We start from the raw sequence: 19,324 nt of genomic DNA, 5'->3' as shown, positions 1-19,324 counted from the left end.
GCGAACGAGCGCGCGGGCAGTCCTAATCTGGTGGTAGGAGCGGGTGTATTTCGGGTGTAGAGCCGTTTGATCTGGCGCGTTGCGGCGAATCGTCTATACTGTTCGAGATGTGCGCCCGCTTGGGCGCGAGGCCGGCGACCGCGAATGAGGAAGCGCATGGATCTGGGACTGGGTCTTTTCTACTACACGCTCATCGTGCTTTTGGCCGTCATCCTAACGGCGGCGACGTGCCTCGCGTCGTACCTGGTGACGCGCAACAAGACCTACCGCTACGCGTTCGCCGGGTTCCTGTTCTACTTCTTCGATGTGGCGCTCGTGTTCCAGGACGATTTCCTCATGCAGCGAGCCTCCGACGCGTCCGCCTCGCCCTTCTTCATCGGCAGCCCTGTCGCTTCCGTCCTCGTCGGCGGCGGCGCGCTCATATCGTTCTGGCTCGTGCTGTGCGAGTACCTGGAGGAGGATAGGCCGGCGGTACGCTGGATCCCGGGTGCGGCGTTCGTGCTGGCAAGCTTCGCCGTGCTTCTGCTCGCGCCCGAGGGCAACGGCCAGATGTTCCTGTTCTACAGCATGCGCGAGGCCATGCTGTACGCGATGCTCGTCTACCTCGCCGCTCGCTACATCGGCACGCGCGACGACGTGTTACGGCTTCGCATGCGGCGCCATCGTGCTCTGTACGGCGCGCTATGGGCGCTCGTCACCTGCGTCCTGCTTGAGAACGTCGTGTTCCTGCTGGTCATCGACCCGCATGCGATCGCAGGTCAGAGGCTGCCCTTCTTCCCCGAGCGCAACTTCGCCGAGAACGCGCTCGTGCTGTGCTGCGGCTTCGCCGCCTGCACGAGCGCGTGGCGCAGCCTGTCGCTACGACGTACCGAACCGCCCACGCAGGGAGGCGCATCGCTCGAGACGTTCATCGACCAGAATCTCGCAGCCTACGCGGCCGCGCGACAGTTGTCGAAGCGCGAGGCCGAGGTGCTGCGACTCGTGCTGCTGGGCAAGGACAACCAGAACATCGCCACATCCATGCATCTTGCGCCGAGCACCGTCAAGGTGCACATGCACCATATCCTCCAGAAGGCCGAGCGGGCTAACCGCAAGGAGCTTATCCAGGATTTTTGGGAATTCTCCTAGAAGATTCGCCCGCGCTGTCAGGATTCGCCCTGCTCGTTCGTATTGCAGGTGAAACGGCGTTGCCCGAAGAACGACAGGAACGGACTCTATGCGCAAACGACAACCCGATACCGAGGCGCAGCGGCTCGTGCAGACGTACGCCGACCTCATCCTGCGACTTGGCTACACGTATCTCAAATCCACGCACGACGCCGAAGACGTCTGCCAGAACGTGCTGATCAAGCTGCTGCAGACCGATCGCGCCTTCGAGAGCGCCGAGCACGAGCGTGCCTGGATCGTGCGCGCGACGGCGAACGCCTGCAAGGACGTGTTGCGCAGCGCGCGACGCCGCACGTCGGTGGCGCTCGACGCCGTCGCGGAGGCGGCCGCGCCCGAGGTTCCCGACAGCGCCGTACTCGAAGCGGTGATGGAGCTGTCGCAGCCGTTTCGGGAGGCCCTGTACCTGCACTACTACGAGGGCTACACCGCGCGCGAGATCGCGGACATGACGGGCGGCACCGAGGACGCCGTGGCGGCCCGCCTGAGCCGCGGACGCAAGAAGCTGCGCGCCCTGTTGGAAGGAGCGGACGATGATCGATGAATACAAGGAAGCCCTCGACGAGCTGCGGTTCTCGCCCGAGGCCAAGCGACGCATGGCGCAGCGCATCGAAGCGGTCGCCGCCGCAGAGCCCCTTCCCCGTCCGACACGGCGCTCGCGCGCCCTTGTGATAGCCGCAGCCGCAGCCGTGCTGGCCCTGGCAGTAGGCTGCACGGCGTATCTTGCAGGAGCGTTCGTGAGCTTGGAAGACTTCGCCGAGGATCTGTTTGGGGGCGCACCGTCGCAGACGGAGGTGATCGACAAGATCGGCCGCCCAATCGGCGCAAGTGCCGTTTCGAACGGTGTTGCGATCACAGCAGATGCGGTGATCGGCGACAACGAACACTGCGTTGCGGTGTTCAGTATCGCCCGAACCGACGGCATGCCGATCGAGGGCGTCGATACGATTTTGGACAAGTCGTTTACGACGGTCTTCACTGGTGCACAGCTGTTCAGAGTGGGAGACACCAAAGTAGGCCCGGAATACTGCTTCTACGACGCCGATCCTTCCGACAACTCCGTGCAATGCATCGTGAAGATGACTTCGTTCATAGGAGGCGACTCGTTCATAGGCAAGATCATGCACGTCGAACTAGGAGATTTGGCGACGGGAGAAATGACGGCAGGCGGCAAAACCACTCTCCCGTCCCTCCAGACGGTCATCGAAGGATCTTGGAACATGAGCTTTCCGCTCAACTACGAGGACGCATCGATTGAACTGAGCGCCGGGCAACGGACGAAGCTCGACGGCATCGACGTCGCAATCGACTCCGTAGTCCTCTCCCCCATCGCCATCGTAGTCGAATACACAGCAGACGAGCCACTCATGACGAAAGATGAAGAAACGGGAAAGCGCAGAGGCTCCGCAGGCATCGACGTTCCCATAACGGTGGATCTGCGAAACGGCTCGTCTATCGACGTACCGTCTGTCGGCGCCATGAACGATGGAGGAGCCACCAAACGCCGCGCGGACCTTATGTTCGACAAGATCCTCGACCTCACCCAGGTGAAGTCCGTCACGGTCGGAGGCGTGGAAATCCCGATGCCGTGAAAAACGCGAAGCGGCCGGGAACGTTCTATCCCGGCCGCTTCGTCCCGAAAGAGGACTGCCGCCCCACTTTCGGCTCGTACGCACAACGTCGCTAGGCGCGCTTGCCGGTCAGCAGGTTGATGACGGCGATGAGAATGATCGAGCCTATCAACGCCACCAAGAACGACCAGAGGTTGAACCCGGTGAATCCCGCGGCGCCGAAGAAGCTCATGACGAAACCGCCGATCAGCGCACCGACGATGCCCGTCACGATGTTCTTGACGAGGCTGCCGTCCGTCTTCATGATCATGTTCGCGATCCAACCGGCCAAGCCGCCGATGATGATCCATACGATGATGCTCATAGCAGTTCCTTTCCTCGAAGCTCATAGGTGATGCTGACGAGGATAGACGAGCGTTGCGCTTAGAACAGCCTGACCAGAAAGCCGTATGCAGCCTGTAGTCGGTTGGATGCCGCCCCGTGAGCGGCGTCACGCCGACGGACATCATCATCGCTCCGAAAACACGCCTCAGCGCACGAGGCGTGTTTTCGGAGCGATGATGGCTTCCAGGCAAGGGCAAGATCGCGGCCACGAGGGCCGCGCCACGGAAGCATGCATTCTCGACGTATAAAAGGCTGGAGATCGATCTCCAGCCTTTTCGTTCATCCGATGCTCAGACGAGCTACTTGATCGGCGGGGTGCCCTCGGCGTTGCCGAAGATGGCATCGATCTGCACGAGCGCGTCCATGGGCAGCGCAGCGGTGCCGACGGCGCGGAACGCAGGGGTGCCGGTGAAGTAGCGGGCGCACACGTCCTCGACGGCAGCGAGGTCGTCGATGTTCTTCAGGTAGACGTTCACCTTGACGGCGTCTTCCATCACGTGGCCGACGTTCTCGATGATGGCCTTGATGTTCTTGCATGCCTGCTCGGCCTGCTCGGCAACGCCGCCAGCGACGAGCTTGCCCGACGCGGCGTCGACGCCCAGCTGCGCCGAGATGTTGTTGTAGTGCGAGAACGCGACGCTCTGCGAGGACAGCGGGCTCACCGGAGCAGCGTCCGTGTCGTTGGCCTCGATGATCAGGCCGTGACGGGCCTCCACTTCCTGCGGCGGGGTGCCGTCGCCGTGCGACACGACGGCCTCGATCTGCACGAGCGCGTGCATCGGCAGCTCGGCGACCTCGACCACGGTGCGGGCCGGCATGTAGGCCACGGCGCGGGCGATGCCCGAATCGGGGAAGAAGCGCGTGTACACTTCGTTCACGGCATCGATGTCGGAGAGGTTCTTCAGGAAGACGGTGACCTTCACGATGTCATCGAACGGGACATCGATGCTCGTGAGGACAGCCTTGATGTTCTTGAGGCACTGAGCGGTCTGCTCGGCGACGCCGCCGACCACGATCTGGTTCGACACGGGGTCGATGGGGAGCTGAGCCGAGATGTTGTTGTAGTGCGAGAACGCCACGGTCTGCGTGGACAGGGCGTCGTAAGGAGCGTTGTGCGTGTTGTTCACGTACTTGACGAGGTCGCCGGCCTGGGGCTCGTTCGGGATGGTGCCCTCACCGTTGGTGATGAGCGCCTCCACCTGCACGAGCGCGTCCATGGGCAGCGCCGCAACAGCCATAACCGTGCGGGCAGGAAGATACGTGGTGAAGAAGGCGCGGTACACCTCGTCGACCACGTCCATGTCGCGGATGTCGCGCACGAAGACGGTGATCCTCGTGACGTCGTTCAGCGAGTGGTCGATGCTCTCGACGATGGCCTCGAGGTTCTCGAAGCACTGCTCGGCCTGCTCGAAGATGCCGCCCTCGACGATGGCGCCGGTCTCCGGGTCGATGGGGAGCTGAGCCGAGATGTTGTTGTAGTGCGAGAACGCCACGGTCTGCGCAAAACGGTCGTTCTGAGGGGCCTCGTCCGTGTTACGAGCCAATACTACGTTATCAGCCATTGATCGTATCCTCCTTTTGGGGGCTTCGCTGTACGCTCCTTAAGGAGCGCTCCGTATTCGGAGGGCTGTAGTATAACGTTTTGTGCAGATGCACAAAACGTTTACGCGAAGATTTCCAACCAACGGTAACGCACGCATCAGACCGCTCGCCGCCAATTTTGGAACCCCCTGCGCGCACCATGCAGAAAACAGAATCGTAAGGTGCGTTTCATGCAGGATTATCGCGCCTACCGTTCACCGATTGCTATCCGGCCTTCTCAGCGTTCGTCACACGATGACCACAAGTCGCCACGCATCCCATCGGAAGCGTCAACGCTTCCGATGGGATGCGTTCACGCCGCTGAGCATAAAAAAGCAGGCCACCGGTTTCTCCTATGACCTGCTCTAAGTTGCTGGTCGGGTTGACAGGATTTGAACCTGCGACCCCTTGACCCCCAGTCAAGTGCGCTACCAAACTGCGCCACAACCCGTTGTGCTCGCCCGGTTGCTCTTGCGAGCTTCCCAAACAGCGTTGACTATCTTAACGGTAACCTGCCGGCTTTGCAAGAAGAAATTTATATCTTCTTCAAGCCCGGGGAAAGCCGAAGGCGTTCAGCCCCGTCCATCGCACTTCGCTACGCCAGGAACCGCATGGCCTTGTTGAGAATCTCGTCGGCGAGACGGGTCTTGGACATGCGGGGAAGCTCCTCGACGTCCTGATCGTCCACGAACCATACCACGTTGTCGTCGGCACCGAACGCGCGACCGCCTCCCACTTCGTTAGCGACCACCAGATCGGCGTGCTTGGATACGAGCTTCTTCTCGGCGTTCGCCACCACGTCGTTCGTCTCGGCGGCGAAGCCCACCACCACCTGCTGCTCCTTGCGCTCGCCCAGCGTGGCCAGGATGTCCGGGTTCTCGACGAGGTCGATGGTGCCCAGCTCGGCGTCGGCGATGCCCTTCTTCAGCTTATGCCCGGCCGCCTCGCGCGGACGCATGTCCGCCACCGCTGCCGCGAAGATGGCGATGTCGGCGTCTTCGAAAGCGTCCTCGGCCGCCGCGAACATGTCGCGCGCCGTCTTCACGTGCACCATGTGCACGCCCTGCGGCGCCGCCAGCGACACGGGGCCCGAGATTAGCGTCACGTCGGCGCCGCGCAGGGCCGCCGCGCGCGCGAGGGCGTAGCCGGTCTTGCCGGAGGAGTGGTTCGAGATGTAGCGAACCGGGTCGATGGGCTCAACCGTGGGGCCCGCGGTGATCATGACACTGCGCCCGGCCAGGTCGCGCTTCACGCCCAGCTCGTCCAGCGTTGCCGACACGATGTCGTCCACCTCGGCCAACCGGCCCTTGCCGATGTCGCCGCACGCCAGGTAGCCGTCGCCTGCGTCGATGAAGCGCGCGCCGCGGATATGCAGCTTGCCTATGTTGTAGCGCGTGGCGCCGTTCTCGTACATGTTCACGTTCATGGCCGGCGCGATGACGAGCGGCGCGGTGGTGGCCAGCGCCGTGGTGGTCAAGAGATCGTCGGCGATGCCGTTCGCGATCTTCGCGATGACGTTCGCGGTGCACGGCGCGATGAGGAACACGTCGGCCTCCTGCGCGAGCGACACGTGGTGGATGGGGTCGGACGGGTCGTCGAACAGGCCCACGGCCACCGTCTCGTGCGTAAGCGCACGGAACGTCGTGGGTCCCACGAACTCGGTGGCATGCTCGGTCATGACCACCTTCACGCGCACGCCCGCTTTCTGCAGGCCCCGCACGATCTCGCACGATTTGTAGGCGGCGATGCACCCCGTCACGCCCAAAAGCACGGTCTTCTGCGCGGGGTTTGCCGCGCCTTCGTTCACATTAGTCATGAGAGCCCTCCTCTATATGCGGGCGCAGCACGTCGGAAAGCACTCGAAGGTGCGCGCGGCTGCGGTCGAGGCAGGGCACGTACGTGAAGCTTTCCTCACCGGGCGTGCGACCCGCCTGCTTGATCTGGTCGAAATAAAACGGCTTGAGCTCGTGGTCGATGTCGTAGAGCGTCTCCAAACAATCGACGGCGAAGTTCGGGCAGATGAAGAACACGCGTCCCACCCCGGTTTCCGCCCAGCGCGTCAGCACGTCGCGCGTGTACGGGGAGAGCCATTCGCGGCCCTTGTCGAAACGGCACTGGTAGCCGATGGTCCAGCGGTTGCGGTCGATGCCCAGCTCGCTGGCCACCTGCAAGCTGGTGGCGCCCGTCTGCAGCTCGTAGGTGTCCCCCGCCTCGATGTCCACGAGCGGGATGGAATGGTACGAGAACAGCACTTTATCGTCAGAGTCCACCTTGAAACCGGCATGCTCGATGGACGCAGCGATGGCGCGGATGTAGGTGGGGTCGTCGTGGTAGTTGTCGACGAAGTCGCACGGCACGTCCCAACGCGCCTTCTTGAGCGCGCGCTCCACGCTGTCGGACACCGAGCCGGTGGTCGAGTAGGCGCTTTGCGGGTACAGCGGAAGCACGATGAGACGCGTGCAGCCCGCGCCCTTGAGCTCGCGCACGCAATCGAGCACCGACGGGTCGCTGTAGCTCATGGCGCAGCGCACCGCAACGTCCAGCCCCTCGTCCTCGAACGCGGCCCCCAGGCCGGCCTCCAGCTTCTGATGGGCGATGGTGAACGGCGATCCTTCGTCGGTCCAGATCTTCTGGTATTTCTCGGCAGACGCGCGTCCCCGCTTCGGGAGGATGAACAGATGAAGGACGAACCACCATCCTGCCCGGTTCATCGGCGCGATACGCTTGTCCATCAAGAACTTGGCGAGATATTTCCGCACGGCGCGGGGCTTGGGCACGGCAGGCGTGCCGGTGTTCACTAGGAGCACCCCCGAGCGCTTCCCCTCTGGCACGATGTTCATCACCTTCCCGCGGAGTAGACATGACGAAACGGTTGAATTCCGCCCTGGAAAATCTGTTATAGTTTAGCCCATTGACTATCGACAGGGCAGGTGAATGGAGAAAGAACCGAAAAAATCGGCTGTGGAATCGACGCCGCGACAGGCCGAAACGTCCGATCGGGAACCCGAAGCCGGCTCCTCCCCCTGCGAAAGCCCCGAACCGCATCCGGGCATCCTCCGCGAGATCGGCAAAGAGGCGCGCGAGCAGGTCCGTCCGAACCAGGGATACCTCAAGATCGACTACTTCACGCTGTTCTGGCTGTTCGTCGCAGGCAGCGTGTTCGGCCTCGTAGTGGAGACGGTGTTCCACGCCATCGTGTACGGCGGCTACGAAAGCCGCGCCGGCCTCGTGTGGGGCCCGTTCTCGCCCATATACGGCGTGGGTGCGGTGGTGCTCACGGTGTCGCTCAACCGCTTCTACCACTCGCACAACCTCATCATCTTCCTCATAGCCATGCTGCTGGGCTCGGTGATGGAGTACGCGACGAGCTGGCTCATGGAGGTGCTGTGGGGCGCCATCGCCTGGGACTATACCGGCACGTTCGGCAGCATCAACGGCCGCACGAACTTCGCGTTCGGCGTGATGTGGGGGCTTCTGGGCCTCGTGTGGGTGCGCACGATCCTGCCGTTCATCAAGCGGGTGTTCTCGCACGTGGATGCCAGGAGCATGCTCGCACGCCTGGTCACCGCGGCGCTCAGCCTGTTCATGGCGCTGAACATCGCCGTCACCCTGCTCGCGCTCGACCGCGAGGGGCAGCGCGCCGCGGGCGTGCCCGCCACCACGTGGGAACAGCGGTTCTTCGACGAGCACTTCCCCGACAGCTACTTGCAATCCCGCATGCAGAACATGAGCGTGTACGGGAAGGGATAGGCTACAGCCGCGGCCTCGGGGCGTCTTCCAGCAACGCTCGCACTTCCTCCCCCGCCGTCGTGCGGCCCGTGCTGCGGGAGGCGAGGTCGTCGAGCGCTTCCTGCAGGTCGACGGGCAGGTTGTCCGCGAAGCGCAGGCCCTCCCCCGTGACGGGATGCTGGAACGACAGCTGGAACGAGTGCAGGAACTGGCGGTCGAGGCCGAGGTCGGCCGCAGGCGCGCTCGGCGCGCCCGACGTGTACGCCGGGTCGCCCACAAGAGGGTGCTTCGCGTACTCCAGATGCACGCGTATCTGATGGGTGCGCCCTGTGAACAGCTTGCAGTCGATGAGCGTGTAGCCGTCGTCGCGCGCCCCGTGCTCGAAGCGCTCGAGCACCCGAAACGTCGTGATGGCCTCGCGAGCCGACGGCGTGTCGCGGACGGCCATGCGCGTGCGCTCCTTCTCGGCGCGCGCGATGGGAGCGTCGATCATACCGGTGTCGTGGGCGATCACGCCGTGCACGAGCGCCAGGTAACGTCGGTCGACCGCGCGATCGCGGATGTCCGACATGAGGGCATAGCCCGTCTCGTCGTTCTTCGCCGCCAGCATGAGGCCGCTCGTGTCGCGGTCGAGGCGGTGCACGATGCCCAGACGGTCGTCCTCGCCCTGCACGTTGCACAGGTTCTCGGCGCCGCAGTGGTAGATGAGGGCGTTCACCAGCGTGCCGTCGTCATGGTCGACCGACGGATGGCACACGAGCCCCACCTGCTTCGACAGCACGATGAGGTCTTCGTCCTCGAAGCGTATGTCCAGATCGATGGGTTGGCCGCGCAAAGGGCCGGGCTCTACCGGCTCCTCAACCTGGTACACGATCGTGTCGCCCGGCGCCACGGGATGCTTCTTCGCAACCTCCGCGCCGTTCACGAACACGAGGCCGTCGTCCACCGCGCGCGCAGCCGCGCTACGGCTGGGATACAGACCGCGCGCGGCCAAAAGCGCATCGAGGCGCTGACCCGCGTCGTCGGGTGCTGCGACGTAGCTCAACATGCGGCTCATCGCGCGTCGGTTCCTTCGCCTTCGCCGTCGGACGCGGCAAGCTCTGCGGATAGGCGATCCTCGTGGCGCCAGCTGACGATAACGCCGACAAGGAATAGCACGAATCCGCATGTCACGCCAATATCAGCCACGTTGAACACGGGGAAGTCGATGAACACCGGCTCGATGAAGTCCACGACGTAGCCTAACGCGAAGCGATCGAACGCGTTGCCGAGGCCGCCCGCCACCACGAGCGCCGCGCCCACCACCTGCACGATGTTGGGACGATACGCCAGGAAGAACAGATACACCGTGAGCAGCACGCATACGATCAGCGACATAACGCCCAGAAGGAACGTGGAGTCGCCGAACATGCCCCAAGCCGCACCCGTGTTGTGAACGAGGTGGAACCGCACGAGGCCGAGCAACGGCCCCGTGATCACCTCCCCCATGGAATACGAGCCGTTGAAGTAGTTCTTCGTGAGGGTGTCGAGAGCGAGCCATGCAAGCACGACGATGCCGAACACAAGCGTGTGACGCGAGCGATCGGCCTTCAATTGCCGGGCTTCTTCCTCCGAAAAGGCGGCTTCCTTCGAATCGCCTCGCTCGTCCGAAAGGGTCGGAACGCTTTCGGACGAGGCCGCATCGATTCCATCGACCCGCTCCGGTCGTTCGGGACGACGCGAGGAGGGCTGCTTGTCGGGCGATTCCGTATCCAAGAACCTATTCCCCTTCCGCGAAGCCGATGGCGTCGAGCGCATCGCCGCAGCGCTCGCAGACGGATCCGTGGTTCGCGTTGCCGCCGAGCGCACGGTGGTTCCAGCAGCGCGGGCATTTCTCGGCCTCGGTCTTCGAAACCGTCGCCGCCAGCTCCTCGCCTTCGGCGAACGACACGGACGCCACGATGAACAGCTCCTCGAACACCGCCGCGTCATAGCGCTCCACCGCGTCGAGCACGGCGCGGGGCGCGGTCACGACGACGGCCGCCTCCTGGCTCTTGTTCACGACCTTCTGACCGCGCGCGTCCTCGAGCGCCTTGGTCACGACTTCGCGCACGCCCATGATCACGCCGAAGTCCTCGGACACGCGCTCCCCGTCCGCGGGGATGGCGGGCGCGAAGTCGGACGCCTTGGGCCAACCGGCCAGCTGCACGTTCGTCGGGCGGCCTGCGCGCTCGCGCATGGCCTGGGGGTAGTGCTCCCACACCTCGTCGGTGGTGAACGAGAGCACCGGCGCCAGCACGCGCACGAGCACCTCGAGGATGTTCATCAGCACCGTCTGCACGGCGCGGCGGCGCGGCGAGTCAGGCGCCTCGGAGTACAGGCGGTCCTTCGTCGCGTCCATGTACACGGCCGACAGGTCGTTCACAATGTAGTCATACACGGCGCGGTACACGTAGTGGAACTTGTACGCGTCGTAGGCGGCGCTCACGTCGTCCAGCAGGTGCTTCGTGCGCACCATGGCCCACTGGTCGAGGGGCTCGAGCGCGTTCCAATCGGACACGGCGTCCTTCTGATCGTCGAAGTCATCCAGGCTGCCCAGCAGGAAGCGGAACGTGTTGCGGATGCGGCGGTACGCCTCGGAGGTGCGCTGGAGGATCTCGTCGGAGATGCTCACGTCCTGCGAGTAATCGACGCTGGCCACCCACAGGCGCAGCACGTCGGCGCCGCTCTTCGCCATGACCTCGGCCGGATCCACGCCGTTGCCCAGCGATTTCGACATCTTGCGGCCTTCGCCGTCCACGGTGAAGCCGCAGTGCATGACGGCCTTGTACGGCGGCACGCCGTACGCGCCCATGCTAGTGAGCAGCGACGACTGGAACCAGCCGCGGTGCTGGTCGGAGCCTTCCAGGTACATGTCGGCCGGGAAGCGCAGGCCCTCGGCCTCGCGATGCTTCAACACGCTGGTGTGCGACACGCCGCTCTCCCACCACACGTCGAGGATGTCCTTCTCGGGGGTCAGCTCGGTGCAGCCGCACGTCTCGCATTTCACGCCGCGCGGCAGGTACTCGGACGGCTCGCGCGTGAACCACGCGTCGGCGCCCTCGCGGTAGAACAGGTCGATCACCGCGTCGAACGTCTGCTCGTTCGCCACGGTGGAGCCGCACTTCGCGCATTTGAACACGGGGATGGGCACGCCCCACGAACGCTGGCGCGAGATGCACCAGTCGGGACGGTCGGCCACCATGGATCCGATACGGTTCGAAGCCCACGCGGGAATCCACTCGACGTCGTTCTCGATGGCCTTGAGCGCGTTCTCGCGCAGGCTGTTCTTGTCCATGGACACGAACCACTGGTCGGTGGCGCGGAAGATGACCGGCTCGTGGCAGCGCCAGCAGTGCGGGTAGCTGTGCAGGATCTCCTTTTGGGCCACCAGCGTGCCGCGTTCGCGCAGCCATTCGATGATGACCGGGTTCGCCTCGTCAACGTCGAGGCCCGCGAAAGGGCCCGCCTCGTCGGTGAGAACGCCGTTGTCGTCCACCGGCATGAGCAGCGGCACGTCGAACTCCAGCGCCACGAGGTAGTCGTCCTGACCATGGCCGGGAGCCGTGTGCACCGCGCCCGTGCCGGAGTCCAGCGTGACGTGGTCGCCGTAGATGATGGTGCCCTTGAGGTCCTGGCGGACGGGGCACGTGTAGGTGAGGCCGGTGAATTCGCGGCCCTTGAGCGCGACGGGCTCGCCGTCCTCGCCGCGCACGAGGTCGTAGGATTCCCAGCCCGCGATCTCGGCCACCTGTTCCACCAGCTCGCGCGCCATGATCATGTTGGAGCCGTCCGCCTGGACCATCACGTAGTCGGCGTCGGGCGCCAGCGACACGGCCGTGTTCGCCGGAAGCGTCCAGGGCGTGGTGGTCCAGATGAGCACGTAGGCGTCGCCCGCAGCGCCTGCAGTCTCGAACATGCCGGGCATGATATCCATCTTGAACTTCACGAAGATGGACGGCGACGTCTCGTCGGAGTACTCGATCTCGGCCTCGGCAAGCGCCGTGTGGCAGCGCTTGCACCAGTGGATGGGTTTGCGGCCGCGGTACACCGAGCCGTCGAGGTACATCCGCTTGAACACCTCGACGTTGCCCGCCTCGTAGTTCGGCGTGAACGTGAGGTACGGATGCTCCCAATCGGCGTTCACGCCGAGGCGCTTGAAGCCCTCGCGCTGCACGTCGACGTATTTCTCAGCCCATTCGCGGCAGAGGCGGCGCAGCGTGGGCTGGTCGATCTTGGCCATTTTGTCGGGGCCGAGGGTCTTCTCCACCATATGCTCGATGGGCTGGCCGTGGCAATCCCAGCCGGGCACGTAGGGCGTGAAGAACCCGCGCTGCGCATGGGACTTGTTCACGAAGTCCTTGAGGATCTTGTTGAAGGCATGGCCGATATGGATGGGGCCGTTGGCGTACGGAGGGCCGTCGTGCAGGATGAAGGGCTTGCCGTCCTTGTTCTTCTCGAGAACCTGCTCGTAGATATGCTCTTCTTCCCACTTGGCCAGACGCTTCGGCTCGCTCTCGGGCAGGTTCGCCCGCATCGCGAAGTCGGTCTTCGGCAGGTTCATCGTTTCTTTGTACGTGTTCGCCACGGGTGCCGTACCTTTCCTCAAAGCATGTGCGCTTCTGTCGCCATAAACCGCTATAGTATAGTGGAACGAACGCCGTTTCCGGCGAGCCTGCCCGCACTTTTCAAAATTGCGACACAGGAGCGCGACGCTAAACGGTATACTTTTAACGATCGCATATTCACAGCGGGAAGCTCGGGTTTTTCCGACCGCTGCAGTTTCAAGGAAGGACGCGTCGTATGCCGATGAACTTCGAGATCGTCACCGATTCCAGCTGCAACCTCGTCGAGGACATGATCGACGAATTCGGTCTGCATATCCTGCCCCTCACCTTCATGGTGGACGGCGAGCAGTATCAAAGCTATCTCAAGGGGCAGCACACCGACCTCAAGCAGTTCTACACGATGATGCGCGACGGCAAGGTGATCACCACGTCGCTGCCGAACCTGGCCGACTCCGAGGCGCTCATGCGCGGGCTGCTGGAACAGGGACGCGACGTGCTGTACCTGGGCTTCTCCAGCGGGCTGTCGGGTACCTACGAGGCCGTCGAGCTCCTGGTGAAGCAGCTGGCCGCGGAGTTCCCCGAGCGGAAGCTGCGCTCCGTGGACACGCTGGCCGCCTCGGGCGGCGAAGGCCTGCTCGTGTGGCACGCCGTGCAGCGCGCCCGAGGCGGCGCCTCCATCGACGAGGTGCGCGACTGGGTAGAGCAGCACAAGTTGAACCTGGCGCACTGGTTCACCGTGGACGACCTCATGTTCCTGTTCCGCGGCGGGCGCGTGTCGAAGACCGCGGCGTGGGCGGGCACCATGCTCAACATCAAGCCGGTCATGCACGTGGACGACGAGGGGCGCCTCATCCCCCTGGAGAAGGTGCGCGGACGCAAGAAGTCGTTGCACGCCCTGGTGGACCACATGGAGAAGACGGCCATCGCCCCCATCGACCAGCAGATGGTGTTCATCACGCACGGCGACTGCCTCGAGGACGCCGAGTACGTGGCCCAAGAGGTTAAGGAGCGCTTCGGCGTGAAGGAGGTCGTCATCAACTACGTCGACCCCGTCATCGGCGCCCATTCGGGACCTGGCACCATGGCGCTGTTCTTCCTGGCCGACAAGCGATAGCCTGGCGTCTATTGTCGTTTTTTCAACCTGTTGGAGGTCGGGGCAGACATGCCGTGCTCAAACAGTCCTGAGCTCGCTCGAAGCGTCCACAGGACGCTTCGGCTCGTGCGGAACTGCGCGCGGCATGTCTGCCCCGACCTCCTCAGGCTGGCTCTCTCGAAGGGTTCGCGGCTGCATATCGCTTGCGTCCGGCTTCGCTTTGAGAACGTCTACTTGTAGTCGGCCGGGTTCTTGCTGGCGGAGCCGGTGGTGTTGCCCTCGCCTCGCAGCTCGCGGCCGAAGCGGACCGCGGATTCGCCGAACTTGTCCTTGACGAGGTCGGTTGCCTCTATGAGTCCGCGCCGCTTCGCCTCGTCTTTGATGACGGGGTCCACATCGTCGTCGCTGGGAGCAGCCTCGGCGATGTTGAACAGGCTGCCCTGCACGCTTTCGCCTCCGCCGAACCCGGTCATCGCCACGCCGATGAGGCGCACGGGCATGCCGGGGCGCCACAGCTCGTCGGCCATGCGGTACAGAAGCGGCGTGTAGGAAAGCTCGTCGTCGCTGGGCGCCGGCAGCTGACGCTGCACCGAGCGCACGCTGCGGTCGTCGTAGCGCATGCGCAGGCCCAGGGTGCGGCCGCGCAGCCCCTTGCGTCGCAGGCGGCGCCCCACCTTCGCGGCGATGGTGGCGATGGCGCCCTCGACGTCTTCGCGCGTGGTGAGGTCCACCGCGAACGTCATCTCGTTCGAAACCGATTTCACCGTGTCGTCCTGCTCCACGGGCGCGTCGTCGCCCCCGTTCGCCCGCACGTGCATGACGCGGCCGTTCTTACCGAACGCGCGCAGCAGCATTCCTTCGTCCGCATCGGCCAGCTGGCCGAGGGTGCGTATGCCGCGGGAGTGCAGCTTCTCCTCGGCTGCGGCTCCGATGCCGCTCATCGTGCGCACGGGCAGGGGCGCGAGGAAATCCCGCTCGCCTCCGGGGTACACCACGGTCAGCCCGCGCGGCTTGTCCATGTCCGAGGCTATCTTCGCGACGGTCTTCGACGTGCCCACCCCGATGGAGCACGTGACGCCCAGCTCCTCGACGCGCTGCTGGATACGCTGCGCGACGCGCACGGGATGCTCTCGGTTCACCGACGTGGGAGACACGTCCATGAACGCCTCGTCGATGCTGACCTGCTGCACGTGCGGCGTTTCGGCGCGCAGTATGTCCATGATGGCGTTCGACATCTCGCGGTAGCGGTCGAAGCGGCCGTGCGTCCAGATGGCGTGAGGGCACAGGCGCTTCGCCGTGGAAGAGGGCATGGCGCTTCGCACGCCGTACGGGCGCGCCTCGTAGGACGCCGTGGACACCACGCCGTGCTTGTCGGCGTCGCCGCCCACGATGACGGGCTTGCCGCGCCAGGCGGGATGGTCCAGCTGCTCGACCGAGGCGAAGAACGCGTCGAGGTCCACGAGCAGGATGGCCGGGCCCTCCCACGGCTCGAGCGGCATGGCGTAGCCGCCGCCGCTGGCGGGCCGTTCGGGATCGGTCTGTGGTGAATAGGATCGCATTGCGCGAATAAGTCTACCATGCCCTGTCCGGGCGTAATGAACTTGTGCTAGGATATTCATTCCTTGCCTCGAGCCACGAGGTAACATGCGGGGAGGGAGAGACATGACGATGACGCAGCGAGACACCGACGCGCTTCCCAGCGTACGAGCCTGCGTGACCGCGCTGCCCGAGCAGCTGCTGTCTCCTCCCTACGAGATGCGCTCGGAGATGAACTGGATCGACTTCTCGGGCACGGCGAACCCCTTGGGCACGCCCCCTTCTTTCATCCGCGCTATGGAGACCGCGCTCGCCGCCGGCGAGCTGAACTACCCGCCCGACCGCGAGGCTCACGCCCTGCGCAGCGTGCTGGCCCGCAAGTTCGGATTGTCCGTGGAATCGTTTCTCGTGGGCTCCACCGTGGGCGACATGGTGCGCGCCGTAGCCCAGACCTACCAGCCCTGCACCGTGGGTGTGGCCGTTCCCGGCCCTGTGGAGTACGCGCTGGCCGCAGGAAATGCCGGGCATCGCGTGGTTGAGATCGCCAGCCCCGCCGGCTTCACCGTGCCCGATCCGGCCGCGGCCGAGCGCCACGGCATCGTGTTCGACGCCGCCGTGCTGGCGAACCCGGGCTACCCCACCAGCCGCCTGCTGCCGAAGCCGACGCTGCTTGCCTACCTCGACGCCTGCACCTGGGTGGTGGTGGACGAGCGGTCCATCGAGCTCACGCTGGGCGGCGAGAGCATGGTGGCCCTCGTGAACGAGCACCGCAACCTCGTGGTGGTGCGCTCGCTGTGCGAGCCGTTCGCCATGCCGGGCATCCCCATCAGCTACTGCATCGCGCATCCCGACACCATCGCGCAAATCACGCGCTTCTATGACAGCTCGTGCGTGCCGATGTTCGCCGAGGTGATCGGCGAGCTGGCGCTCACGGAGACCGAGCACCTCGAGCGCACGCGCGAGTTCTTGGACTCCGAGATCCCCTGGCTGCAGTGCATGCTCAACCTCATCCCCGGCATCGACATCTTCCCCGCCGAGGCGAACTACGTCATGTGCACGTTCGACGCCGGCCCCGACCTGGCGCTAGGGGTGGCGAACACCGACGAGCTGGCTCAGCGCCTGCAATTGGCCGGGTTCCTCGTGCGCAAGCTGGAAGGAACGCCCGCGCTCGAAGACAGCCGCTACTTCTGCGTTGCCGTGCGCACGCGCGAGGACAACGAGAAGCTGGTGGCGGCCCTGCGCGAGATCGTCGTGGGGTGCTAGGGCGCAGCTCGCCTTGACACACACCGCCTGCGCTCAGGATGACAGTCGGGGCCTACTTCACCTCGTAGCCCGCCTCTACGATCGCGGCGGCCAGCACGTCTTCCGGCACGTCGTGCGCAAGCTTCGCGGTGGCGGTGCCGGCATCGAGATCGACGACGGCCTCTTCCACGCCTTCCACGCTTTCCAGCGCCCTCTTCACGTGGGCGACGCAGTGCTGGCACATCATGCCTTCGACGTTCAGGGTCTTCTCCATGGTACTCTCCTTTTCGTTGGGGTTGTCGGACTCGGTGCTGTCGATGGGCGCGGACGCGGGGGCGTCCGACGGTGCCGCAGGGAGGTCGGGCTTCCAGCCGCGCAGACGCAGGGCGTTCGTTACCACGCACACCGAGCTCAGGCTCATGGCGGCCGCAGCGATCATGGGGTTGAGGTTCAGGCCCATGAACGACAGCGCGCCGGCGGCCACGGGAATGCACACGGCGTTGTACACGAGCGCCCAGAACAGGTTCTGCTTGATGTTGCGCAGCGTCGCGCGCGAAAGCTGGATGGAGGCGGGCACGTCTAAAAGGTCGTTTCGCATGAGCACGATGTCGGCGCTCTCGATGGCCACGTCGGTGCCGGCTCCGATGGCGATGCCGACGTCGGCGCGCGCGAGCGCGGGGGCGTCGTTGATGCCGTCGCCCACCATGGCCACGCGTCCTTGCTCAGCCAAGCGGCGGATCTCGCGCTCCTTGCCGTCCGGCAGCACGCCGGCGATGACCTCGTCGGCGCCCACCTCGCGCTGGATGGCGGCGGCCGTGCGCTCGTTGTCGCCGGTCAGCATCACCGTGCGGATGCCCATGCCCTTCAGCACGACCAAGGCGGCGGCGCTCGAGGGCTTCACCGTGTCGGCCACGGCGACGATGCCCAGAAGCTCGCCGTCCTGGGCGAAGAACAAGGGCGTCTTGCCCTCGTCGGCCAGCCGCCCGGCGGCCTCGGCGAACGTGCCCGTCTCGATGCCGCGGGCCTCCATCATACGCAGGTTGCCGGCGAGCGAGGGGTGGTCGTCCACGAGCGCGGCGACGCCTTCGCCGGGAATCTGCCTGAAGTCCTCCACCAGAAGCGGGTACACCTTTCGCTCGCGGGCGTAGGCGCACACGGCACGCGCGAGCGGGTGCTCGGAGCGGCCTTCGACAGACACCGCCAGCTCCAGCAGCCGCTCCTTGCCCACGCCCGGCGCGGCCAGCACGTCGGTGACGCTCGGCGCGCCCTCGGTCACCGTGCCGGTCTTGTCCAGCACCACGGTGCGCACGTCGTGGGCGGTTTCCAGCGCCTCGGCCGACTTGACGAGGATGCCGTTGGTCGCCCCGCGCCCCGTGCCCACCATGATGGCCGTGGGCGTGGCCAGGCCGAGCGCGCACGGGCACGAGATGACCAGCACGCTGATGGCGTGCGACAGCGCGACCTCCAGCGTCGCGCCACCGAGCATCCACACGGCGAACGTGACCACGGCGATGACGATTACCACGGGCACGAACACGCCCGATATCTTGTCGGCGATCTTCTCGATGGGAGCCTTCGTGGAGGTGGCCTCGTCCACGAGCCGGATGATGCCGGCCAGCGCAGTGTCGTCGCCCACGCGGTCGGCGCGCATAGTGAACCATCCGGTGCTGTTCAGGGTGGCGCCGGTCACGCGGTCGCCCGGGCGCTTGTCCACCGGCACGCTCTCGCCGGTGATCACCGACTCGTCCAGCGTGCCCGAGCCTTCCAGCAGCGTGCCGTCCACGGGCACGCCCTCGCCCGCGCGCACCGCCAGCACGTCGCCGACGCGCACGGCCTCCACGGGCACGCGCTCCTCGACGCCGTCCGCAAGGCGCACGGCCTCCTTCGGCGCGAGGTCCACGAGCTTGGCGATGGCGCCGGTGGTCTTGCCCTTCGCGCGCGCCTCGAAGTACTTGCCCAGCGTGATGAGCGTGAGGATCATGGCCGCCGACTCGAAGTACAGGTCCATGGCCGCCATATGCGAGGCGTGCAGGTCGCCCGCGCCCAGCGCGATGCCGATCTTGTAGATGGCGTATATGCCGTACGCCGAGGCCGCCGTCGAGCCCAACGCGATGAGCGAGTCCATGTTCGGCGCGCCGTGGACGAGCGTCTTGAAGCCCACGCGGAAGAATTTGAAGTTGACGAACACGACGGGCAAGAGCAGCAGGAACTGCGTGAGCGCGAACGTGAGCACGTTCTCGTCCCCCAGGAAGAACCCGGGCAGCGGCCAGCCGAACATGTGTCCCATCGACAGGTAGAACAAGGGGATCGTGAACACGGCCGACACGATGAGGCGCATGCGAACATGCTTGGCCTCGGCGGCCGCGTCGGCCACGGGGCGCGCCTGGGCCGCACGGCTCCCCGCGCCCTGCCGGCCGCCGCTCGCGCCTGCCGGGACA

General features: G+C 65.1%; 15 protein-coding genes and 1 tRNA gene. 6 read left to right on the top strand and 10 right to left on the bottom strand.

Features of this window, described 5'->3' with window-relative positions; translation table 11 throughout:
* Positions 1-156: 156 nt before the first annotated feature.
* From GT613_RS12870 to GT613_RS12860, 3 genes are all read left to right on the top strand, one after another.
* Entirely contained in the window at positions 157-1,128 is a 972-nt protein-coding gene (locus GT613_RS12870) for a LuxR family transcriptional regulator (protein WP_035585391.1), read from the top strand.
* An 88-nt stretch (positions 1,129-1,216) separates the two neighbouring features.
* Positions 1,217-1,708 (top strand): RNA polymerase sigma factor, encoded by a 492-nt coding sequence (locus GT613_RS12865; RefSeq protein ID WP_009306974.1) that lies wholly within the window; start codon positions 1,217-1,219, stop codon positions 1,706-1,708.
* A 52-nt stretch (positions 1,709-1,760) separates the two neighbouring features.
* On the top strand, positions 1,761-2,756 hold the full coding sequence (locus GT613_RS12860; protein ID WP_240132892.1) for a DUF4179 domain-containing protein: 996 nt from the start codon (positions 1,761-1,763) through the stop codon (positions 2,754-2,756).
* Between the two features lie 91 nt (positions 2,757-2,847).
* Here the strand turns inward: GT613_RS12860 and GT613_RS12855 are convergent, their stop codons facing one another.
* From GT613_RS12855 to hemH, 5 genes are all read right to left on the bottom strand, one after another.
* Positions 2,848-3,099, bottom strand: coding sequence for a GlsB/YeaQ/YmgE family stress response membrane protein (locus GT613_RS12855; protein ID WP_009306972.1), 252 nt, complete (start codon positions 3,097-3,099; stop codon positions 2,848-2,850).
* A gap of 319 nt (positions 3,100-3,418) precedes the next feature.
* Positions 3,419-4,681, bottom strand: coding sequence for a RidA family protein (locus tag GT613_RS12850; RefSeq protein ID WP_161172657.1), 1,263 nt, complete (start codon positions 4,679-4,681; stop codon positions 3,419-3,421).
* Between the two features lie 393 nt (positions 4,682-5,074).
* Positions 5,075-5,151, bottom strand: a tRNA-Pro gene (locus GT613_RS12845).
* Between the two features lie 144 nt (positions 5,152-5,295).
* On the bottom strand, positions 5,296-6,516 hold the full coding sequence (gene coaBC, locus GT613_RS12840; protein WP_161172656.1) for a bifunctional phosphopantothenoylcysteine decarboxylase/phosphopantothenate--cysteine ligase CoaBC: 1,221 nt from the start codon (positions 6,514-6,516) through the stop codon (positions 5,296-5,298).
* Positions 6,509-7,540, bottom strand: a complete 1,032-nt coding sequence (hemH, locus tag GT613_RS12835; RefSeq protein WP_015760634.1) for a ferrochelatase — start codon at positions 7,538-7,540, stop codon at positions 6,509-6,511. The genes coaBC and hemH overlap by 8 nt, the downstream gene beginning before the upstream one ends.
* A gap of 94 nt (positions 7,541-7,634) precedes the next feature.
* Between hemH and GT613_RS12830 the strand changes: the two genes are divergently transcribed.
* Positions 7,635-8,450 (top strand): putative ABC transporter permease, encoded by an 816-nt coding sequence (locus GT613_RS12830; RefSeq protein ID WP_161172655.1) that lies wholly within the window; start codon positions 7,635-7,637, stop codon positions 8,448-8,450.
* Between the two features lies 1 nt (position 8,451).
* Here GT613_RS12830 and GT613_RS12825 read toward each other — a convergent pair whose 3' ends face one another.
* From GT613_RS12825 to ileS, 3 genes are read right to left on the bottom strand one after another with little or no spacing between them, the layout of a single operon-like run.
* Positions 8,452-9,486, bottom strand: coding sequence for an RluA family pseudouridine synthase (locus GT613_RS12825; protein WP_015760633.1), 1,035 nt, complete (start codon positions 9,484-9,486; stop codon positions 8,452-8,454).
* Positions 9,483-10,184 carry a signal peptidase II gene (gene lspA, locus GT613_RS12820; RefSeq protein WP_009306966.1) on the bottom strand — a complete coding sequence of 234 codons (702 nt, stop codon included), beginning with the start codon at positions 10,182-10,184 and terminating at the stop codon, positions 9,483-9,485. The genes GT613_RS12825 and lspA overlap by 4 nt, the downstream gene beginning before the upstream one ends.
* Positions 10,185-10,188: 4 nt before the next feature.
* The gene (gene ileS / locus GT613_RS12815) at positions 10,189-13,035 is read right to left on the bottom strand and encodes an isoleucine--tRNA ligase (RefSeq protein WP_015760631.1); all 2,847 of its coding nucleotides are present in this window, start codon (positions 13,033-13,035) and stop codon (positions 10,189-10,191) included.
* Positions 13,036-13,250: 215 nt separating this feature from the next.
* Here ileS and GT613_RS12810 point away from each other — a divergent pair, with 215 nt between their 5' ends.
* The gene (locus GT613_RS12810; protein ID WP_009306964.1) at positions 13,251-14,129 is read left to right on the top strand and encodes a DegV family protein; all 879 of its coding nucleotides are present in this window, start codon (positions 13,251-13,253) and stop codon (positions 14,127-14,129) included.
* Between the two features lie 209 nt (positions 14,130-14,338).
* Here the strand turns inward: GT613_RS12810 and dinB are convergent, their stop codons facing one another.
* On the bottom strand, positions 14,339-15,667 hold the full coding sequence (gene dinB, locus GT613_RS12805; RefSeq protein WP_181817015.1) for a DNA polymerase IV: 1,329 nt from the start codon (positions 15,665-15,667) through the stop codon (positions 14,339-14,341).
* A gap of 103 nt (positions 15,668-15,770) precedes the next feature.
* On the opposite strand from dinB, the gene GT613_RS12800 reads away from it, so the two are divergent.
* Complete coding sequence (locus GT613_RS12800) at positions 15,771-16,907, top strand: histidinol-phosphate transaminase (protein WP_114513114.1); 1,137 nt, start codon at positions 15,771-15,773, stop codon at positions 16,905-16,907.
* 52 nt (positions 16,908-16,959) lie between these two features.
* Here GT613_RS12800 and GT613_RS12795 read toward each other — a convergent pair.
* On the bottom strand, positions 16,960-19,324 hold a 2,365-nt coding region (locus tag GT613_RS12795), incomplete at its 5' end, for a heavy metal translocating P-type ATPase (RefSeq protein ID WP_161172654.1).

This window comes from Eggerthella sp. BIOML-A4, from assembly GCF_009875575.1.
In the GTDB taxonomy this organism is placed as follows: domain Bacteria; phylum Actinomycetota; class Coriobacteriia; order Coriobacteriales; family Eggerthellaceae; genus Eggerthella; species Eggerthella lenta.
The sequence above is the reverse complement of the archived record's forward strand: the minus strand, read 5'-3'. Positions and strand labels throughout refer to the sequence as shown.

Bases quoted from the DNA above. Each gene is read 5' to 3' on its own strand.
- GT613_RS12870 (WP_035585391.1), top strand. From the start codon at position 157: ATGGATCTGGGACTGGGTCTTTTCTACTACACGCTCATCGTGCTTTTG.
- GT613_RS12855 (WP_009306972.1), bottom strand. From the start codon at position 3,099: ATGAGCATCATCGTATGGATCATCATCGGCGGCTTGGCCGGTTGGATC.
- dinB (WP_181817015.1), bottom strand. From the start codon at position 15,667: ATGCGATCCTATTCACCACAGACCGATCCCGAACGGCCCGCCAGCGGC.
- coaBC (WP_161172656.1), bottom strand. From the start codon at position 6,516: ATGACTAATGTGAACGAAGGCGCGGCAAACCCCGCGCAGAAGACCGTG.
- hemH (WP_015760634.1), bottom strand. From the start codon at position 7,540: ATGAACATCGTGCCAGAGGGGAAGCGCTCGGGGGTGCTCCTAGTGAAC.
- GT613_RS12810 (WP_009306964.1), top strand. From the start codon at position 13,251: ATGCCGATGAACTTCGAGATCGTCACCGATTCCAGCTGCAACCTCGTC.
- GT613_RS12860 (WP_240132892.1), top strand. From the start codon at position 1,761: ATGGCGCAGCGCATCGAAGCGGTCGCCGCCGCAGAGCCCCTTCCCCGT.
- GT613_RS12830 (WP_161172655.1), top strand. From the start codon at position 7,635: ATGGAGAAAGAACCGAAAAAATCGGCTGTGGAATCGACGCCGCGACAG.
- GT613_RS12850 (WP_161172657.1), bottom strand. From the start codon at position 4,681: ATGGCTGATAACGTAGTATTGGCTCGTAACACGGACGAGGCCCCTCAG.
- GT613_RS12865 (WP_009306974.1), top strand. From the start codon at position 1,217: ATGCGCAAACGACAACCCGATACCGAGGCGCAGCGGCTCGTGCAGACG.
- GT613_RS12800 (WP_114513114.1), top strand. From the start codon at position 15,771: ATGACGATGACGCAGCGAGACACCGACGCGCTTCCCAGCGTACGAGCC.
- GT613_RS12825 (WP_015760633.1), bottom strand. From the start codon at position 9,486: ATGAGCCGCATGTTGAGCTACGTCGCAGCACCCGACGACGCGGGTCAG.